Genomic DNA, 18,536 nt, shown 5'->3' on the forward strand with positions numbered 1-18,536 from the left:
TTTCCAACACGTTCCCTGTGTGATTCGTACCCGAACTGTGACGTTGTGGAGGAACGCGTCCGAAGGGGGCGCGATCCGTTCCCCCAGGCGGAACGCGGAATAGCGGGAGGGCCCACGCGCGTTACCATGTCCTATCCGGAACCCGCCGTTGCGTTCCCGGTGTCTCGACCACTTCACTCGCCCACGAAGGGGACCCATGGACCAGCCGGATCCGTTCGGATTCATCGGACTCACGTACGACGACGTCATGCTCCTGCCGGGGCACACCGACGTCATCCCGAGCGAGGCGTCCACCGCGTCCCGGCTCACCAGGCGGATCTCCGTCAACGTCCCGCTGCTCTCCGCGGCGATGGACACCGTCACCGAAGCCCGCATGGCCATCGCCATGGCGCGGCAGGGCGGCATCGGGATCCTGCACCGCAACCTGTCCATCGAGGACCAGGCGGCCTACGTCGACAAGGTCAAGCGCTCCGAGTCGGGCATGATCACCAACCCGGTGACCACCACCCCGGACGCCACGGTGGCCGAGGTCGACGCGATCTGCGGTCAGTTCCGCGTCTCCGGCCTGCCCGTGGTCGAGGCGGACGGCACCCTCGTCGGCATCATCACCAACCGCGACATGCGGTTCGTGGCCACGTTCGAGCAATCGACCACCTTCGTGCGCGACGTCATGACCAAGGCGCCGCTGATCACCGCGATGGAGGGCATCGACCCGGAAGAAGCCATCGCGATCTTCGCGCAGCACAAGATCGAGAAGCTGCCGCTGGTGGACGCCGAGGGCAAGCTCCGCGGTCTCATCACCGTCAAGGACTTCGACAAGAGCGAGCAGTACCCGGACGCCACGAAGGACGACGAGGGCCGACTGCGCGTCGGTGCCGCGATCGGCTTCTTCGGTGACGCCTGGCAGCGTGCCGAGGCCCTGCGTGACGCCGGCGTCGACGTGCTCGTCGTCGACACCGCCAACGGCGAGAGCGAAGGCGTGCTCGACATGGTGCGCCGGCTCAAGGCCGACCCGTCGTTCGCGGACATCGACGTCATCGGCGGCAACGTCGCGACCCGTGCCGGTGCGCAGGCACTCATCGACGCCGGTGTCGACGCCGTCAAGGTGGGCGTCGGCCCCGGCTCGATCTGCACCACCCGCGTCGTCGCCGGCGTCGGTGTGCCGCAGGTCACCGCCGTGTACGAGGCCTCCCTCGCAGCACGCGAAGCCGGCGTGCCGATCATCGCCGACGGTGGCCTGCAGTACTCGGGCGACATCGCCAAGGCCCTGGTCGCCGGTGCCGACACCGTCATGCTCGGCTCGCTGTTGGCCGGCACCGACGAGTCCCCCGGCGACCTGGTCTTCGTGGGCGGCAAGCAGTTCAAGGCGTACCGCGGGATGGGCTCCCTGGGCGCGCTGCAGACCCGCGGCAAGAAGACCTCGTACTCGAAGGACCGCTACTTCCAGGCCGACGTCCCCAACGACGACAAGCTGATCCCCGAGGGCATCGAGGGCCAGGTGCCCTACCGCGGCTCGGTCGGCAACGTCGTGTACCAGCTCACCGGTGGGCTCCGGCAGTCGATGTTCTACGTCGGCGGCCGCACGATCCCGGAGCTCAAGGCCCGCGGCAAGTTCGTCCGCATCACGGCTGCCGGGCTCAAGGAGTCGCACCCGCACGACGTCCAGATGGTCGTCGAGGCGCCGAACTACCGCAGCTGAGCCGGCTGCACCCCGAACGCCCCGCTCCCGACCGGAGCGGGGCGTTCGTCGTCCGCGGGCAGTAGCGTCACGGCATGGTCAGCGCCGTCTCCCACACCACGATCGACTGCCGTGACGCCTACGCCCTGTCGGAGTGGTGGAAGCAGGTCCTCGGATACGTCGACATCGCCGACGACCCGAACGCCCCCGGACACGAGGAGTGCATGATCACCGCACCCGACGGCTCGCACCAGGTGCTGTTCATCCAGGTCCCCGAGGCGAAGTCCGTGAAGAACCGGATCCACTTCGACCTGCGTCCCACCGACCGCACGCGTGATGCCGAGGTCGAGCGGCTGCGGGGCGTCGGGGCGACCGAACTCGCGGACCTCCGCCACGACGACGGTGGGTGGGTCGCGTTCGCGGATCCGGAGGGCAACGAGTTCTGCGTTCCGCGGCTGAACGCGACGGCTGACGCCGGTCCGGTCCGGGCGCCGATCCCTGATCCTCCGCACAGGAACGTCACGGCTCGGTAACGAAACAGTTTTGCGTACCGCCCCGTCACACGGGCGAAACACATGGACCCTACGTTTCTCGACATCCAGTGGAGGCGCCGCGTTCGACCCGAAGCGGCAACGCCTCCGCGCAGAGAAAGGGCTCCACGGATGATCAGAACCACCCGTGCCACCACGGCACTGGCGTTGGCAGGCGCAGCAGCCGTCCTGCTCGCAGCGTGTTCCACGACCAGCAGCGGCGACTCCCCTTCCAGCTCGGCGTCGAGCGACGCGAAGAAGGACCCCGCCGCCAGCTGCAAGGCCCCCGACACCCCCAGCACCGACGCGCTGAAGATCGGCACGATCCTGCCGCTCACCGGCTCGCTCGCCTACCTGAACCCGCCGGCCGAGTCCGGTGTCGGCCTCGCGGTCAAGGACATCAACGCCGCGGGCGGCGTCCTCGACAAGGACGTCACCATCGACCCCGCGACCGACTCCGGCGACAGCAACGACATGACCGTGTCGAGCTCGGCTGCGACGAAGCTCGTGAACGCGAAGGTCCCGGTCGCGATCGGCGCCGAGTCCTCGTCGGTCACCCTCAACGTCATCGACCAGCTCACCAGCAACTGCATCGTCGAGATCTCGCCCGCGAACACCGCGAGCGACCTCTCGGGCTACTCGTCGTACTACTACCGGACCGCTCCGCCGGACTCGGTGCAGGGTTCGGCGCTCGGTCAGCTCGTGACCGGTGACGGCAACGCCAAGGTCGCGTTCCTCGTCTTCAACGACACCTACGGCACGGGCCTCCGCAACTCGGTGCAGTCCGCGGTCGAGGCCTCCGGTGGCCAGGTCGTCTACGGCGGCAAGGGCGAGGGCCAGGAGTTCCCGCCCGGTCAGACCACGTTCTCGTCCGAGGTGACGGCCGCGCTCGCAGCCAAGCCGGACGCGATCGTCGTCCTGGCCTTCGACGAGACGAAGTCGATCATCCCGGAGCTCGTCTCGCAGGGGAACACGGCGAAGATCTACATGTCCGACGGCAACACGGCTGACTACTCGAAGGACTTCGACAAGGGCACCCTGACCGGCGCCCAGGGCACCATCCCCGGTGCCTCGCCGAAGGACGACTTCAAGAAGCAGCTGTCCGCCTTCTACAAGGACTCGTCGGGCAAGACGCTCGCCGACTACTCGTACGCGGCGGAGTCGTACGACGCCACCGTCCTCGCCGCCCTGGCTGCGGTGAAGGGCAAGGGCACCGACTCCGGCACGATCCAGGCGAACATGGCCGCGGTCTCCGGAGCCGACGGCGGCACCGAGTGCGCCACCTTCAAGGAGTGCGTCGCGCTCCTCGACGACGGCAAGGACATCCACTACACCGGCCCGTCCGGCATCGGTCCGTTCGACGACAACAACGACCCGTCGAGCGCCTACATCGGCATCTACAAGTTCGACGGCGACAACAAGCCCGTCTACCAGAGCGCCATCCAGGGCGCGGTCAAGAAGTAGGGCACCGGCTCCACCTCACGAAAGCGACAGTCCCCCGCGGGTCATCCGCGGGGGACTGTCGCTTTTGCGTGCAGGTGGCGGAGCGGACGGGCGGACGGGAGGCCCGGCGTGCGCCCGTCAGGCGGGCTCGGCCGGAGCAGGTGCGAGCGCTCGACGGCGGGACGCCCGCGCGGCGGCGAACGAGTCCGCCGTCAGCACCACGAGCGCCAACCACACGATGCCGAAGCCGAACCAGCGCGCCGGCGGCATCGCCTCGTGCTGCACCACCACACCGACGAGCAGCTGCATCACGGGCGCGAGGTACTGCGTCAACCCGAGGGTCGACAGGCTCACCCGCCGCGCCGAGGACGCGAACAGCAGGAGCGGGACCGCCGTCGCCGGCCCCGTGAGCACCGTCACCAGGACGTGCACCCAGCCCTCGCTCGTGAACGTCACGCCGCCGCCGAGGCCCGTCGCACCGAGGACGACCAGCGCCACGACCGCGATCGGCAGCAGCCACACGGTCTCGATCGTGAGGCCGCTCAGTGCGTCGACCGTGCCGCCGACGCGCTTCTTCACCAAGCCGTAGAGACCGAACGAGCAGGCGAGCACGAGCGAGATCCACGGCACCTGGCCGTAGCCGACGGCGATCACGACGACCGCCACGACGCTGATGCCGACGGCCGCCCACTGCGCCGGCCGCAGCCGCTCGCGCAGGACCACGACGCCGAGTGCGATCGTGACCAGGGGGTTGATGAAGTACCCGAGTGCTGCCTCGACGGTGTGGCCGGTGGTGGTCGCCAGGACGTACACGGTCCAGTTCACCAGGATGAGGACCGCGGCCAGGCCCATCACGGCCATCACCCGGCGCTGCGCCATCAGGGTGCGGGTGCGGAGCCACGAGCGGGTGACGGCGATCGCAACCGCGCAGAGAACACCAGCCCGAAGACGATGCGCCAGGCGACGATCTCGAACGCGCCGGCCGGGGCCATCGCCGCGAAGAGCAGGGGCATGAGGCCCCAGAGCCCGTACGCGATGATCGCCTGCACCACGCCGACGGATGCCTCGCTGCGGACGGGTCGCGCGGGACTCGGTTCACTCACGGAACCATCCTAGGAACGACCGCCGACGAGCCGGACGGACCACGGGCCTCCCGGTCGCCCTGAACGCACGGACGCCCCGCCAGCCGACAGGCCGAACGGGGCGTCCGAGAGGAGTACTGGACTCAGTTGACGACGACCGCGAGGACGTCACGAGCCGACAGGACCAGCAGGTCCTCGCCCGAGTACTTGACCTCGGTTCCCCCGTACTTGGAGTAGATGACCTTGTCACCCACGGCGACGTCGAGCGGGACGCGGTTGCCGTTGTCGTCGATGCGACCCGGACCCACGGCGACGACCTCGCCCTCCTGGGGCTTCTCCTTCGCGGTGTCGGGGATGACCAGACCGGATGCGGTGGTCTGCTCCGCCTCGACCTGGCGGATGACGATGCGATCCTCGAGCGGCTTGATGCTGACGGCCACGGTGACCTCTTCTTTCTCGGTACGGACTCGGTACAGATGAAAACCGGGTTGGCACTACGCACAGGAGAGTGCCAACGCCAACTCTAGGGGGCCACTGGCACTCGGTCAATCCGAGTGCCAGCACATCAGGGGAACATGCAGCACCTGGGAGGATCGGGACATGGAAGCCGCCGAACTCGCCGCACTGCTGACCCCTGACGGGATGGCCCTGCTCGACCGTACCCCCGGCGTCTCGGACGGCGGCGAGATCGTCCGGGTGGTGTCCCGGCTCCGGGCCGAGGGCCACGACCCGCAGCTCGTCTCGGCGGTCCTGACCCAGGCGAAGCTCCGGCAGAAGGCCCGTGGCAAGTTCGGCGACTTCGCCGCCCGCATGCTCTTCACCGAGGCCGGACTCGAGCAGGCGACCCGCCTGCAGGTCGCCGCACAGCACGCCGGGCGGTTCGCCGCGGCCGGACTCACGCGTGTCGCCGACCTCGGCTGCGGCATCGGCGGCGACGCGATGGCGATGGCCGCGCTCGACCTCGACGTCACCGCGGTGGACCGCGACGAGGTCACCGCTGCGGTCGCGACGCACAACCTCGCGGTGTGGCCGAACGCACGAGTCGAACTGGGCGACGCGGCCGCGTTCGACGTCTCCCGCGTCGACGGCATCTGGATGGACCCCGCACGTCGGACCTCCGGCCACTCGGACACCCGTCGCCTGGCCGACCCCGACGACTGGTCGCCGTCCCTGGACACCGTGTTCGCCGCCGCGACGAGCACCCCGACGGGCGTGAAGCTCGGACCCGGCATCGACCGCGACCTGATCCCCGACACCGCCGAGGCGCAGTGGACCTCCGTCGACCGCGAGGTCGTCGAGCTCGCGCTGTGGTTCGGGCCCCTCGCCCGGCCGGGGATCCGCCGAGCGGCCACCGTGATCGGTGCGCACGGCATCGCCGAGATGACCGGCCCGGCCGACGCCGAGGACGCCGAGGTGGGCCCGCTCGGTGCCTACCTGTACGAGCCGGACGGCGCCGTCATCCGCGCACGGCTCATCGGCGACCTGGCACGCGCCCTCGACGGCCACATGGTCTCCGACGGGATCGCGTACGTGACCTCGGACCGTGCCGTGACGACGCCGTTCGCCCAGGGCTTCCGGGTGCTGGACACCATGCCGCTCGACGTGAAGCGCCTGTCGGCACGGCTCGCCGCGGACGGCATCGGCACCGTGGAGATCAAGAAGCGCGGCGTCGACGTCGACCCGGCGCAGTTCCGCAAACGGTTGCGGCTGCGCGGGACCGGCCGGGTCACGCTCGTGCTCACCCGCCTGGACGGGCGGCACAGCGCGGTCCTGTGCGAGCGGCTCAGCTGATGAAGGCGCCGGTGCCCGAGTCGTAGTCGTAGGTGGAGTACGAGCTCTGGCCGATCACGCCGAGGAAGATGATGAAGGCGATCCAGATCAGCCAGACACCGGCCATCACCCAGCCGGCGATGATGCCGGTGAGAGCGAGGCCGCGGCCGGCCTCACCGTTCTGCTTGATCTTGCCGAGCGCGACGTGGCCGAGGATCGCGCCGGCCGGACCGAGCAGGATCGCGATGAACCACATCGGGATGGCGGCGAGACCGAACACGATCGAGAGGATCGCCAGGGTGTTCGTCTTCGGGCGCTGCGCGTAGGGCTGGTAGCCGGTCGACCCGTAGGCGCCAGCGGGCGCGTACGGCTGCTGCTGCGGCTGCGCGTAGGGGTTCTGGCCGCCCTGCGGCTGCGCGTACGGGTTCTGCTGGCCCTGCTGCTGCGTGTACGGGTTCTGCTGGCCGTACGGGTTCTGGGCCGCACCGTACGGGTCCTGGGGCGCCTGCGGGGCCGAGTACGGGTTCTGCGGCTGCTGCGGCTGCTGCGGCGCCGCGTACGGGTTCGACGGGTGCTGCTGCCCGTACGGGTTGGACTGCTGGGGCTGGCCGGAGGGGTTCGGCTGCTGCGGTGCCGCGTACGGGTTCGACGGGTGCTGCTGTCCGTACGGGTTCTGCGGCTGCTCGGGAGCCTGCGGGGCGTCCGGGGCGGGCGTGCCGTCGGGCTGTCCGTTCGCTGGGCCGTTCGGCGTCTCGCCCGGCTTCGGCCACTCGTTCTGATCGGACACCGTCCACCCCTCTCGGGCGTCCGGTCTCTCCGACGCCCGCGTGAATCCTCCCACAGGCTCCCGAAGAAGGACCGGGGCCGAACTGGTCAGACCTGGACGGTCGTCACCGGCAACGTCGAGTCGGCCGCGATCCCGAGGTCGCTCGGCGCGTGCCCTTCGGCAACCAGGCGCGCCCCGACGGCCGCGATCATGGCGCCGTTGTCCGTGCACAGGTCGAACGGCGGGATCCGCAGCTGCACCCCCGCCGCCGCACAGCGTTCCTCGGCGACCTGCCGCAGCCGGGCGTTCGCGACCACACCGCCACCGAGCAGGAGCCGGTCGACGCCGGTGTCGCGGCAGGCGTTCAGGGCCTTGGTCAGCAGGACGTCGACGACGGCCTCGCGGAAGCTCGCCGCGACGTCGGCCACGGGCACCTCGCGCCCCTCGTCACGGCAGCGCTCGACCCAGCGGGCGACGGCGGTCTTCAGTCCGGAGAACGAGAAGTCGTAGCGGTGCGCGGCCAGGTCCTTCGGCAGCGTCAGGCCGCGGGGGAACCGGATTGCCTTCGGGTCACCGTCGGCCGCGGCACGGTCGATCTGCGGCCCGCCGGGGTACGGCAGACCGAGCAGCCGTGCGACCTTGTCGAACGCCTCGCCCGCGGCGTCGTCGATCGTCTCGCCGAGCAGTTCGACGTCGCCGACCAGGTCCTTCACCAGCAGCAGCGACGTGTGCCCGCCGGACACCAGCAGCGCGACCGTCGGGAGCTCGATGTCGCTGCCGTCCGTGCGCAGGACGTCGGCACCGACGTGCCCGACCAGGTGGTTCACGCCGTAGAGGGGCTTGCCGGTGGCGACGGCGAGCGCCTTCGCAGCCCCCACCCCGACCATGAGCGCACCCGCCAGACCGGGTCCGGCGGTGACGGCGACGGCGTCGAGTTCGTCGAGGGTGACCCCGGCCCGCTCGAGCGCCTCGTGGAGCGTGGGGGTCATCGCCTCGAGGTGGGCGCGTGCGGCGACCTCGGGCACGACACCGCCGTACCGGGCGTGCTCGTCCATGCTCGACGCGATGACGTTCGCGAGCAGGGTGCTCCCCCGCACGATGCCCACACCAGTCTCGTCGCAGCTCGTCTCGATGCCGAGCACCAGTGGTTCAGTCCCGCTCACCGAGGGCCTCCTGTCCGATGGGTCCGACGCCCGACGACCGCTCGGCGTCCGGGCCGGGCAGTTCGGCCCGCATCACCCACGCGTCGACGCCGTCCGGCTGGTAGTAGCGCGGCCGGGTCGCGATGTGCTCGAACCCGAACGCCGTGTACATCGACTGCGCGACCGGGTTGTCGGCGCGCACCTCGAGGAAGACCTCGCGCACACCACGGCGGCGGGCCTCGTCGAGGAGCTCCGTGAACAGCACCCGCCCGAGCCCCTTGCCGCGCTGGTCCGCAGCGACCGCGATGGTCTGCACGTCGGCGACCGGGTTGCCTGCCAGCGAGGACAGTCCGGCGTACCCGACGACCATCGGTGCCGCGGATTCGTCGACGGTCTCGATGACGATGTAGTACCCGTGCGGCGAGTACAGCTCTCCGGACATCTGGGACGCCGACCAGGCGTCCGTCGGGAACGAGACGTGCTCGAGCCACATGATGTCGTCGAGGTCCTGCGGGTGCGCCCGCCGCAGGCGGAGCCCGTCCGGCAGGGTCACTGCTTCACCCGCTTCGGCGCACCCGGCACCGTGACGTCGGGTTCCCGCAGGTACAGGGGGGTGTCCTGGTCGAACCCCGTGCCGGACCGCAGGCGGTCCGCGGCGAGTGATCCGAGCCTCCAGGCAGGGATGGACAGGGCCGTCACGCGGTCCCAGCCCACCGCTTCGGGCCGGGAGGCGCGGATCGCCTCGTCGAGATCGGTGGGCCTGGCGAGACCCGGACCCGCAACCCGCGTGCCGGTCTGGTCGTACGCGCTCCAGTAGACCTCGCGCCGGCGGGCGTCCGTCAGGACGACGAACGGTCCGTCCCGTCGGCCGTCGCGCTCATCGGCCGCGACCGCGTCGTGGCTGACGAGCGGCAGGACGGGGACGCCGACCGCCGCGGCGAAGGTGCGCGCGGCAGCGATGCCGACGCGCAGGCCGGTGAACGGGCCGGGGCCCATGCCGGCGACGACACCCGTGACGTCCGCGCCGGTGATGCCGGCCTCGGCGAGGGTCTCGGCGAGGAACGGGCCGATCACCTCGGCGTGCCGGCGGCTGTCCTCGGTGTCACGGGTCGCGATGGGCTTGCCGGTGGCCGGGTCGACGACGGCCACGGATGTTCCGGCGGAGGTGTCGATGGCGAGGAGCACCCGTCCATCGTAGGCGGCGTGTGGGCAGGGAGCTCCGTCGCGATCCCGCTCCGACCGGTCGTGCGGGTGCCGGTGGCAGGCTCGGCGCCGTGGGGTGGATGCAGCAGAAGCCGGCCTGGGCAGCGGGCGTCGTCGTGGGCGTCGCGTTCGCCGCCGCGTGGTTCGGGTCGACCTTCCTGACCGTGCCGCAACTCGGGGCCGGACCGCGAGCGCTGGTCTCCCTGGTGGCCGGCACCTTCTTCGGGGTCTTCCTGGGGTCGTGGGTCGGGCGGGTCCGGCGCACACACGGCGACGTCGCGCAGCGGCCTGCGTTCGGCAGGGCGGTGCGGACCGGCACGCTACCGCCGGATGCGGACACCGCGGCATGGCGGCAGGCGTTGCTCGCGCGCCAGCGGCTCCACCAGCCGCTCCGGTGGACCGCCACGGTCTTGTACGTGCCCGCGACCGCCCTCGCCGTCTGGCTCGCTGTCACCGGCCAACCGGTGTTCTGGTTCGGTGCGGCGCTCTTCGTCGCGGCGCTCGTCGCCACCGTCGTGACCACCCCGCGGGTGCTCCGCAACACGGCGACGCTGCTCGCCGAGCTCGACCGGCGCGAGGCAACACGGCGCGTCGAACAGTGACGAGCGGCACGCACCTCGACGCCGACTGCTGACCCCGGGGGACCGGATCCGCGCGGCCGGTGCGGCCCGCCGGGTACGGTCGTGCGGGTCCCGTCGGCACCAACCGGAAGACCCCGCCATGCACCTGCGCCGCTCCCCCGCGCCCACGTCCGTCCGACCGAGCACCTGGACCGACCCCTACGGGCGGCTCGCGGTCCGCTGCATGCAGACGGTCGTGATCGTCGTGGTGCTCGGCGCGATCGTCACCGCCGCGACCACGCTCAGCCTCGTCACGATCCCCCTGCTCCTCGCGCTCATCATCGCCTCGGCGCTGCACCCCCTGGTCGCCTGGCTGCGCCGGCACGGGGTGCCCTCGGTGCTCGCGACCTCGATCGCGTTCGTGGCCGTCCTCGCCGCGGGCGCAGGTGTCCTGTGGCTGCTCGTCTCGACGTTCGCCGGTCAGTGGCCGATGCTGCAGGCATCGGCGGTCGACGGGTTGCAACAACTGCAGGACCTCCTGCACGAGCTGCCCGTCCGGGTGACCGACGGGCAGATCGAGGACGCGGTGTCCGGCGTCGTCGACTTCGTCACGAGCGCCCGGTTCGGAGCCGGCGCGATCGCCGGCATCTCCGCGGTGACGAACTTCGTGACCGGGGCGGTGCTCACCGCGGTCATCCTGTTCTTCTTCCTCAAGGACGGCCCGGCGCTGTGGGAGTTCCTGCTCCGCCCGTTCACCGGCGACCAGTACGCCCGTGCCCGTCGGATCGGCGACCGCGTGGTGACGACGCTCGGCGGGTACGTGCGCGGGACCGCCGCCGTCGCCGCCTTCGACGCGCTCGCGATCGGCAGCGGACTCGCCGTGCTCGGCGTCCCGCTGACGATCCCGCTCGCCGTGGTGGCCTTCGTGACCTCGTTCATCCCGATGATCGGCGCCCCGATCGCCGGCACCCTGGCCGCCCTCGTGACCCTCGTCGCACTCGGCCCGGTGAAGGCCGTCGTCGTCGTGGCGATCGTCGTGCTCGTCAACCAGGTCGAGGGCAACTTCCTGCAGCCGGTGCTCATGGGCAAGACCCTGCGACTGCACGGCCTCGTCATCCTGGTCGGGCTGACGGCGGGCACCGTGCTCGGCGGGGTGACGGGTGCGCTGCTCGCGGTCCCGCTCATCGCAGCCGGCTGGGGCGTCGTGCAGGTCTGGAACGGCGAGGACGCACCGGCCACCCCCTGGCAGCAGAAGCGTCGCGAGACGGTCCCGGTCGGCTGAGCCGACGCGGGGCCGCGTGGCGCAGGTGCGGGACGCGGCGGCTAGTCGAAACGGACCGTGCTGGTGGGCGACGTCGCGCCCGTGCTCGTCGCGGCCTCGTCCGCTGCCTCGCGGAGGTGCCGCAACCGTGACCGCACACCGCCGTCCTGGCGACGCAGCACGATCGCGACGTCCGCCACGGACATCCCCGCCGCCGTCATCGCCTCGAGCCCGGTGTCCTCCTGCGGCGTCCACGGCGCGTAGGCGGCGGGCCGGTCGAGCCGAGCAGCGTCGACCTGCGGGTTGCCGGTCGGTGCAGCCCGGACCACCAGTGGGGACGACGGTTCGTCCGCTCCGGACGTCGTGGCGATGGCCGGCGCCGGCGTCGACTGCGGGCCGGTCGCCCGGACGTCCAGACAGGCGACTGCGGTCACCGGATGGCGTGCCACGACCGCGCCTGCAGGTGACCGGAACACCAACTCGGTGTCGTCACGGTCCACCGTGCCGACCTCCACGTCGCTGAAGCCGCCGGTGTCGAGGACGATGCGCATGGTTCCCCCGTTCGCGCTGACCAGATCTGCTGCGAGGCTACCGGTCGCCGGCCGGTGCACGGTCGACGACCGCTCGGCGGACACCCTCCACCGCCGCCGCGACCGCGCGCTCACGGGCCTCGGCGTCCTCGGTCTCGGAGTCGTGCACGAACACGGTGGCGCCCCGGCGGGCACCGCAGAAGTCGACGATCCCGTGCTCGACCTGCGTCCGGAGCGCCTCGGCGTACCCGTGCCGTTCGTACACGCCGGCGTCGTCGCCCGCGATCGGCACCAGGTGGACGGTGAGCCGTCCGAGCGCTCGACGGATGCCGCCGTCCGGGTCGACGTCGAACGCCCAGCCGTTCACGAACACGCGGTCGATCCACCCCTTGAGCACCGCGGGCACGGACCACCACCAGACCGGGAACACGAGGACGAGGTCGGAGGCGCGGTCGATGCGCTGCTGCTCGGCGACGACGTCGGCCGGGGCGTCCGTGCCGGTCCGGTAGGTGTGCCGGTCGGCCAGCGTGAAGCGCGGGTCGAACCCCTCGGCCGCCAGGTCGGCGGTCTCGACCGTCCCGGCCGGCAGGGCGTCCCGCAGGCGAGCCGCGAGGTGGTGGGTGAGCGAGTCGGGGTCCGGGTGGGCGGTCACGATGAGCGTCGGCACACCGCATCCTCCCGGAGCCGGCTGGGCGGCACCGGGACGCCCGCTGTCGCCCGGCCGTGCCGGCTCACACCGCGGTCAGGTCGAGGGACCAGGCGACCTCGTGCGCGAGCTGCCCGGTCCGCCGGAACGACCGGATCGGTGCTGCCGACCACGCGGCCGTCGTCGGCACGGTCGACCCACAGCCGGACGGTCGGCTCGAGACCGGCAGGGCCGAGGCCAGCACGGTCGAGCCCGGCGACGGTCAGGTCGGCACCGACGAGGAAGGTGCGGAGGCCGTCGACCGCACCGGTGTCCACGCGCTGCAGGGTCAGAGGTCGACGCCCGCCCAGCGCGGCCCCGTCGCGGTGACGACGACCCGGCGCGGCTCGTCGGGCACGTCGTCGGGATCGAGGTCCTCGTCGGCCCCGCGGTCGGCCGCGTCCGCGCCGGTCGCCCGCGTGATCTCGACGTCGAGCACGTTGTCGCTGATGCCGTCGACCATGCCGCGGCCCCACTCGACGACGACGATCGCGGCGTCCCAGTCGAGGTCGAGGTCGTCGAGCTCGACCGGGTCCGACAGCCGGTAGGCGTCGACGTGCACCAGGTCCGGGCCGGCCGTGGTCGGGTGCGTCCGGGCGAGGACGAAGGTCGGGCTGGACACCTGGCCGCGCGCGCCGAGTGCAGCGCCGAGCCCTCGGGTCAGGGTCGTCTTGCCGGCACCGAGCGGCCCGGTGAGCACGACCAGGTCACCGGCACGCAGGACAGCGGCCAACCGCGCTCCGAGCTCGCCCATCGCGTCGGTGCCGTCGATGGCCGTGTCGAGCAGGACGTGTGCGGCCTCGGTCACGACTGGTCGCCCCGCAGGTACTCCCCGACGCGTCCCTCGATGTCGTGGCCCTCGTAGAACCGAGGCACGCGGGTCCCGATGCGGCAGACGATCTCCTCGCCGATGGTGCCGAGCGAACGGCCCCAGTCGAGGACCGTCATCTCGTCGTGCTCGCCGGTGCCGAACAGCGTCACGGTGTCACCGGTCTGCACGTCGTCGTCGCCGACGTCGACGAGGAACTGGTCCATCGCGACACGGCCGGCGATCGGGTAGCGCTTGCCGCCGATCGCGACCTCGACGCGGCCCTGCGCCAGACGCGGGACGCCGTCCGCGTACCCGACGGGCACGAGCGCGAGGGTGGTCTCCGAGGTGGTGCGGTACGTGTAGTCGTACGAGACGCCGGTGTCGACGGGGACCCGCTTCGTCTTGGCGACCGAGGCCGTCAGGGTCATCACGGGTTCGAGCCCGAGGTCGGCGGCCGAGACACCGTCGGCGCCGGGGATGCCGAACAGGTTCGCACCCATCCGGACCATGTCCTTGCGGAACTCCTTGCGCTCCAAGCCGGCGAGCGATGCGGCGACGTGCTCCATCGGGACGTCGAGCCCCAGGTCCTCCGCGATCTCGATCGCGGCGTCGAACACGGCGACTGCGGCACTGTCCTCGTGGTCGGACGACTCGGCCAGGTGCGTGTACGCGGCGACGACCTCGATGCGGCCGTTCCGCCGGGCGTCGCGGGCGAGCTCGACGAGTGCGGGCCAGTCCGCCGGGGTCGCGCCGTCGCGGTGCAGCCCGGAGTCGACGCCGAGGTGCACCCGGGCCGGGCGCTGGTCGACGGCGTCGACGATGCGCTGCAGCTCGGCGACGTTCGAGACGCCGAGGTCGACAGCCGAGTCGATGGCGTCGCGGAAGTCGAGGTCCGGGTCGTGCTGCCAGGTGAACAGGTGAACGTCCTCGCCGACGCCGATCGACCGCAGGCGCAGGGCCGCGGGGACCGTGAGCACACCGATCCACCGGATGCCGGCGTCCACCGCGGCGAGCGCGATCGGTTCGAGGCCGTGCCCGTAGGCGTCGGCCTTCATGATCGCCATGACTGCGACGGGGTCCATCCACTCGCGGACCAGGTCGAGGTTCGCGCGGTAGGCGTCCAGGTCGATCCGTGCCTGGCGCAGGGGTGCGGAGCTCACGTCGTCCTCCGGTGCACGCTGTGGCCGACCCGGGCGACCACCTCGTAGTTGATGGTGCCGATCGCGGCGGCCCAGTCCTCGACCGCGGGGTCGCCGTTCGCCGGGTCGCCCCAGAGCACGGCTTCGTCGCCGATGCTGACGTCGGCGTCGCCGACGTCGACGTGCATGGCGTTCATCGCGACCCGTCCGACCACCGGGAACGTGCGGTCGCCGATCCGGACCGAGACCCGGTTGCCGAAGTCGCGGTCGAAGCCGTCGGCGTACCCGAGACCGATGACCGCGAGGCGGGTGTCGGTCGACGCCCGCCAGGTGTAGCCGTAGGACACGCCCTCGCCGGCGCGGACGTCGACGGTGCGGAGCACGGCAGCGGTCACACGCATGGCCGGCCGGAGGCCGAGGTCGGCGGAGGTGCGATCGGCGAACGGGCTCAGGCCGTACAGGGCGAGTCCGACGCGGGACAGGTCGCGGCGCGTCTCCGGCACGGCGATGCTCGCGGCACTCGCGGCGAGGTGCACCAGGTCGGGCACGATCCCGTTCGCGGCGAGGCCGTCGAGCGCGCGCTGCAGTGCGGCGTCCTGGTCGAGGTCGTCCGTGCGCGACGCGTTGGACAGGTGCGACATCAGCCCCTCGACACGGGTGCGGTTGCCGCCCCTCGCCAGGGCCCCGGCGGTGGTGAACAGCTCGGCCCATTCGGACTCGACTGCACCGTTGCGACTCAGGCCGGTGTCGACGCAGATGTGCACGGCGCCGACCTCGGAATCGGCAGCGGCCGACAGCTGCTCGACGCTCGACACCGCCGGGGTGATGTCGTACTGCGCCGCGCGGCGGAAGTCCTCGTCGGGGGCGTGCAGCCACGCGAGGATCCGGACGTCCTCGTCGATGCCACCCTGACGGAGCGCGACGGCTTCGTCGATGTCCGCGACGCCGAGCCACTCGGCACCGGCGTCCACGAAGGCCCGAGCGGCGTCGAGCGCGCCGTGGCCGTAGGCGTTGGCCTTGACCACCGCGATGACACCGGACGGTGCGACCTGCTCGGCGATCGTCGCGTAGTTCTCGATCAGGGCCTCACGGTCGACCGTCATCCCGGTGAACGCACTCACTGAACCGTCCCCTCCAGGACCACGAACGCGGTCGCGATCCCTCCATCATGCGAGAGCGACAGGTGCACGCTCCTCACGCCACGCGCATCCGCCACCTGTCGCGCCTGTTGGTGCAGCGTCAGCGACGGGTTGCGCTGGTCGTCCGACACGACCTCGAGGTCCTGCCAGCTGAGCCCCGCGCTGGACCCGAAGGCCTTGATCAGGGCCTCCTTCGCCGCGAACCGTGCCGCGAGTGACGCGATCGGCCGTGGTTCGCCGTCACGGACCTGCTCGGCCGGGGTGAACAGTCGCGCACGCATCGCCGGCGTGCGCGACAGCACCCGCTCGAACCGCTCCAGGTCCACCACGTCGACCCCGATGCCGATGATCATCGTGCGACTACTCGACGGTGACCGACTTCGCGAGGTTGCGCGGCTGGTCCACGTCGAGGCCCTTTGCCGCGGCGAGCTCCATGCCGAACATGTGCAGCGGCGCCACGGCGAGCAGCGGCTCGAACAGCGGGGTCGCGAGCGGGATCCGCAGGACCTCGTCCGCGAAGGGCAGCACGGCTGCGTCGCCCTCTTCCGCGATGGCGATCACCCGGGCACCGCGGGCGCGGATCTCCTGGATGTTCGAGACGACCTTCGGGTGCAGCGAGCGCGGGTCACGCGGGGACGGCACGATGACGAAGACGATCTGGCCAGGCTCGATGAGCGCGATCGGGCCGTGCTTGAGCTCACCGGCAGCGAAGCCCTCGGCGTGGATGTACGCGAGTTCCTTGAGCTTGAGCGCACCCTCGAGCGCGATCGGGTAGCCGACGTGGCGGCCGAGGAACAGGACGCTGCGGGTGTCCGCCATCCAGCGCGCGAGGTCCTTGATGCCGGCGGCGTCGTCGATGGTCTGCTGCAACTTCGGGGCGAGGCCCTCGAGTTCCGCGACCTGCTCCGCGATCTGCGCGGTCGTGAGCGTGCCGCGCAGGGTGGCCAGGTGCAGTCCGAGCAGGTACAGCGCGACGCCCTGGGCGATGAAGGCCTTCGTCGAGGCCACGGCGACCTCGGGTCCGGCGTGCGTGTAGATCACGGCGTCGGACTCACGCGGGATGGTCGCGCCCTGGGTGTTGCAGATCGACAGGACCTGCGCGCCCTGCTCGCGGGCGTACTTGACGGCCATCAGCGTGTCCATGGTCTCGCCGGACTGGCTGATCGAGACGACGAGCGTGCGGTCGTTCAGCACCGGGTCGCGGTAGCGGAACTCGTGCGCGAGCTCGACCTCGACCGGGATGCGGGCCCATTGCTCGATGGCGTACTTGCCGAGGATACCGGCGTACGCAGCGGTGCCGCAGGCGATCACGATGACGCGGTCGACCGTCGCCAGGCGCTCGGCGATCGGGTCGAGGTCGGTCAGGGTGACGGCGCCGTCGTGGACGCGGCCGAGGATCGTCTTGGCGACGGCCTCGGGCTCCTCGCTGATCTCCTTCGCCATGAACGAGGACCACCCGCCCTTGTCGGCGGCGGAGGCGTCCCAGTTCACCTCGAACTCGCTCGGCGTGGCCGGGGTGCCGTCGAAGTGGATGACGTCGACGCCGTCGGGGCGGATCGTGGCGATCTCGTCCTGCCCGATCGACAGCGCCCGCTGCGTGTACGCGACGAACGCGGCGACGTCCGAGCCCATGAAGTTCTCGCCGTCGCCGAGGCCGACCACGAGCGGGGAGTTGCGACGGGCACCGACGACGACGCCGGGCTGGTCGGCGTGCACGACGAGGAGCGTGAACGCCCCGTCCAGTCGCTGCACGGCCTGCTGCATTGCGGCGGTCAGGTCACCGGTCTCGCGGAACGCCCGACCGACCAGGTGCGCGGCGACCTCGGAATCGGTCTCGCTGCGGAACTCGATGCCCTCGGCCTGCAGTTCGGCGCGCAGCTCGGAGAAGTTCTCGATGATGCCGTTGTGGATGAGGGCGAGCTTGTCGCCGTCGGCCAGGTGCGGGTGCGCGTTGCCGTCGGTCGGGCCACCGTGGGTCGCCCAGCGGGTGTGCCCGATGCCCGTGGTGCCGTCCGGGATCGGCGACGACTCGAGCTCGTCGACGAGGGCCTGGAGCTTGCCCGCCTTCTTGGCGGAGACGAGGTCCCCCGCGGGGTCGACCACGGCGATGCCCGCCGAGTCGTAGCCGCGGTACTCGAGGCGACGGAGGCCACCGAGGAGGACGTCCTGGCTGCTGTTGCTGCCGACGTAGCCGACGATTCCACACATGGAAGCGATCCTACGGTCTGCCTGAGCGCGCACCCTGCGAAGCAGCAGGGCTGGGGATAACGTTTCGGCCATGGGACGCTTCGACGACATCGCCATCACCACGCTGCACGGCGAGGACACCACGTTCGGTTCGTACGCGGACAAGGCGGTGCTGGTCGTGAACGTGGCGTCGCGGTGCGGCCTCGCCCCGCAGTACGAGCAGCTCGAGGCCCTCCAGAAGCAGTACGGCCCTCGGGGCTTCACGGTCCTCGGGTTCCCGAGCAACCAGTTCCTGCAGGAGCTCGGCTCGTCCGAGGCCATCGACGAGTACTGCTCCACCACGTGGGGCGTCACCTTCCCGATGTCCGAGAAGGTCAAGGTGAACGGCAAGAGCGCGCACCCGCTCTACCAGGCGCTCAAGGAGACCCCGGACGCCGACGGCAAGGCCGGACGGGTCAGCTGGAACTTCGAGAAGTTCCTCGTCGCGCCCGACGGCACCGTCTCGCGCTTCCGTCCGACCACGAAGCCGGACGCCCCCGAGGTGATCGCGGCCATCGAGGCCGCCCTGCCCGCCTGACGCGTCGCGTCCTGCGGACACGCACCGAGCACT

At 71.3% G+C, this 18,536-nt stretch carries 21 protein-coding genes; 7 read left to right on the forward strand and 14 right to left on the reverse strand.

All coding sequences use genetic code 11. The annotated features are described in order from the left end of the window. The first annotated feature begins 196 nt into the window (after positions 1–196). The 3 genes from guaB (at position 197) to KZI27_RS18605 (ending at position 3,672) form a co-directional block, all read left to right on the forward strand. A complete protein-coding gene (guaB, locus tag KZI27_RS18595) occupies positions 197–1,699 on the forward strand; it encodes an IMP dehydrogenase (protein WP_123293173.1) in 1,503 nt (500 codons plus the stop codon). A 74-nt stretch (positions 1,700–1,773) separates the two neighbouring features. Then, the gene (locus KZI27_RS18600; protein ID WP_222658769.1) at positions 1,774–2,211 is read left to right on the forward strand and encodes a VOC family protein; all 438 of its coding nucleotides are present in this window, start codon (positions 1,774–1,776) and stop codon (positions 2,209–2,211) included. 129 nt (positions 2,212–2,340) lie between these two features. Continuing rightward, entirely contained in the window at positions 2,341–3,672 is a 1,332-nt protein-coding gene (locus KZI27_RS18605; RefSeq protein WP_123311793.1) for an ABC transporter substrate-binding protein, read from the forward strand. A 117-nt stretch (positions 3,673–3,789) separates the two neighbouring features. On the opposite strand, the gene rarD is transcribed toward KZI27_RS18605, so the two are convergent. The 3 genes from rarD to groES form a co-directional block, all read right to left on the reverse strand. Further along, complete coding sequence (gene rarD, locus KZI27_RS18610; protein ID WP_315971201.1) at positions 3,790–4,530, reverse strand: EamA family transporter RarD; 741 nt, start codon at positions 4,528–4,530, stop codon at positions 3,790–3,792. Further along, a complete protein-coding gene (locus KZI27_RS20390) occupies positions 4,530–4,754 on the reverse strand; it encodes a hypothetical protein (RefSeq protein ID WP_315971202.1) in 225 nt (74 codons plus the stop codon). The genes rarD and KZI27_RS20390 overlap by 1 nt, the downstream gene beginning before the upstream one ends. A 122-nt stretch (positions 4,755–4,876) precedes the next feature. Continuing rightward, positions 4,877–5,173 (reverse strand): co-chaperone GroES, encoded by a 297-nt coding sequence (gene groES, locus KZI27_RS18615; RefSeq protein ID WP_110893972.1) that lies wholly within the window; start codon positions 5,171–5,173, stop codon positions 4,877–4,879. 160 nt (positions 5,174–5,333) lie between these two features. On the opposite strand from groES, the gene KZI27_RS18620 reads away from it, so the two are divergent. Continuing rightward, positions 5,334–6,524 carry a class I SAM-dependent methyltransferase gene (locus KZI27_RS18620; protein ID WP_222658770.1) on the forward strand — a complete coding sequence of 397 codons (1,191 nt, stop codon included), beginning with the start codon at positions 5,334–5,336 and terminating at the stop codon, positions 6,522–6,524. On the opposite strand, the gene KZI27_RS18625 is transcribed toward KZI27_RS18620, so the two are convergent. The 4 genes from KZI27_RS18625 to tsaB all read right to left on the reverse strand — a co-directional run bounded on the left by KZI27_RS18625 (position 6,517) and on the right by tsaB (position 9,596). Then, a complete protein-coding gene (locus tag KZI27_RS18625) occupies positions 6,517–7,290 on the reverse strand; it encodes a DUF4190 domain-containing protein (protein WP_222658771.1) in 774 nt (257 codons plus the stop codon). The genes KZI27_RS18620 and KZI27_RS18625 overlap by 8 nt on opposite strands. Before the next feature lie 86 nt (positions 7,291–7,376). Then, the gene (gene tsaD / locus KZI27_RS18630; protein ID WP_222658772.1) at positions 7,377–8,432 is read right to left on the reverse strand and encodes a tRNA (adenosine(37)-N6)-threonylcarbamoyltransferase complex transferase subunit TsaD; all 1,056 of its coding nucleotides are present in this window, start codon (positions 8,430–8,432) and stop codon (positions 7,377–7,379) included. Then, complete coding sequence (rimI, locus tag KZI27_RS18635; protein WP_222658773.1) at positions 8,419–8,964, reverse strand: ribosomal protein S18-alanine N-acetyltransferase; 546 nt, start codon at positions 8,962–8,964, stop codon at positions 8,419–8,421. Before rimI ends, tsaD begins: the two co-directional genes overlap by 14 nt. Beyond that, entirely contained in the window at positions 8,961–9,596 is a 636-nt protein-coding gene (gene tsaB / locus KZI27_RS18640) for a tRNA (adenosine(37)-N6)-threonylcarbamoyltransferase complex dimerization subunit type 1 TsaB (protein ID WP_222658774.1), read from the reverse strand. Before tsaB ends, rimI begins: the two co-directional genes overlap by 4 nt. Before the next feature lie 89 nt (positions 9,597–9,685). Here tsaB and KZI27_RS18645 point away from each other — a divergent pair, with 89 nt between their 5' ends. Continuing rightward, positions 9,686–10,216 (forward strand): hypothetical protein, encoded by a 531-nt coding sequence (locus tag KZI27_RS18645; protein WP_222658775.1) that lies wholly within the window; start codon positions 9,686–9,688, stop codon positions 10,214–10,216. 118 nt (positions 10,217–10,334) lie between these two features. Next, positions 10,335–11,456 carry an AI-2E family transporter gene (locus tag KZI27_RS18650; protein WP_222658776.1) on the forward strand — a complete coding sequence of 374 codons (1,122 nt, stop codon included), beginning with the start codon at positions 10,335–10,337 and terminating at the stop codon, positions 11,454–11,456. Positions 11,457–11,497: 41 nt separating this feature from the next. Here the strand turns inward: KZI27_RS18650 and KZI27_RS18655 are convergent, their stop codons facing one another. The 7 genes from KZI27_RS18655 to glmS form a co-directional block, all read right to left on the reverse strand. Next, positions 11,498–11,986: a hypothetical protein gene (locus tag KZI27_RS18655; protein ID WP_222658777.1), complete on the reverse strand. Its 489-nt coding sequence runs from the start codon at positions 11,984–11,986 to the stop codon at positions 11,498–11,500. A gap of 37 nt (positions 11,987–12,023) precedes the next feature. Next, entirely contained in the window at positions 12,024–12,632 is a 609-nt protein-coding gene (locus KZI27_RS18660) for an NAD(P)H-dependent oxidoreductase (RefSeq protein ID WP_222658778.1), read from the reverse strand. A 307-nt stretch (positions 12,633–12,939) separates the two neighbouring features. After that, a complete protein-coding gene (tsaE, locus tag KZI27_RS18665; RefSeq protein ID WP_261783972.1) occupies positions 12,940–13,458 on the reverse strand; it encodes a tRNA (adenosine(37)-N6)-threonylcarbamoyltransferase complex ATPase subunit type 1 TsaE in 519 nt (172 codons plus the stop codon). Beyond that, complete coding sequence (gene alr / locus KZI27_RS18670) at positions 13,455–14,621, reverse strand: alanine racemase (protein ID WP_222658779.1); 1,167 nt, start codon at positions 14,619–14,621, stop codon at positions 13,455–13,457. The genes tsaE and alr (KZI27_RS18670) overlap by 4 nt, the downstream gene beginning before the upstream one ends. Continuing rightward, a complete protein-coding gene (alr, locus tag KZI27_RS18675; protein ID WP_258373124.1) occupies positions 14,618–15,721 on the reverse strand; it encodes an alanine racemase in 1,104 nt (367 codons plus the stop codon). Before alr (KZI27_RS18675) ends, alr (KZI27_RS18670) begins: the two co-directional genes overlap by 4 nt. Beyond that, entirely contained in the window at positions 15,718–16,092 is a 375-nt protein-coding gene (locus tag KZI27_RS18680; RefSeq protein WP_222658780.1) for a holo-ACP synthase, read from the reverse strand. Before KZI27_RS18680 ends, alr (KZI27_RS18675) begins: the two co-directional genes overlap by 4 nt. A gap of 7 nt (positions 16,093–16,099) precedes the next feature. Next, positions 16,100–17,947, reverse strand: coding sequence for a glutamine--fructose-6-phosphate transaminase (isomerizing) (glmS, locus tag KZI27_RS18685; RefSeq protein WP_222658781.1), 1,848 nt, complete (start codon positions 17,945–17,947; stop codon positions 16,100–16,102). 70 nt (positions 17,948–18,017) lie between these two features. Here glmS and KZI27_RS18690 point away from each other — a divergent pair, with 70 nt between their 5' ends. Then, a complete protein-coding gene (locus tag KZI27_RS18690) occupies positions 18,018–18,503 on the forward strand; it encodes a glutathione peroxidase (protein WP_222658782.1) in 486 nt (161 codons plus the stop codon). Positions 18,504–18,536 lie beyond the last annotated feature (33 nt).

Source organism: Curtobacterium sp. TC1 (genome assembly GCF_019844075.1).
GTDB lineage: Bacteria > Actinomycetota > Actinomycetes > Actinomycetales > Microbacteriaceae > Curtobacterium.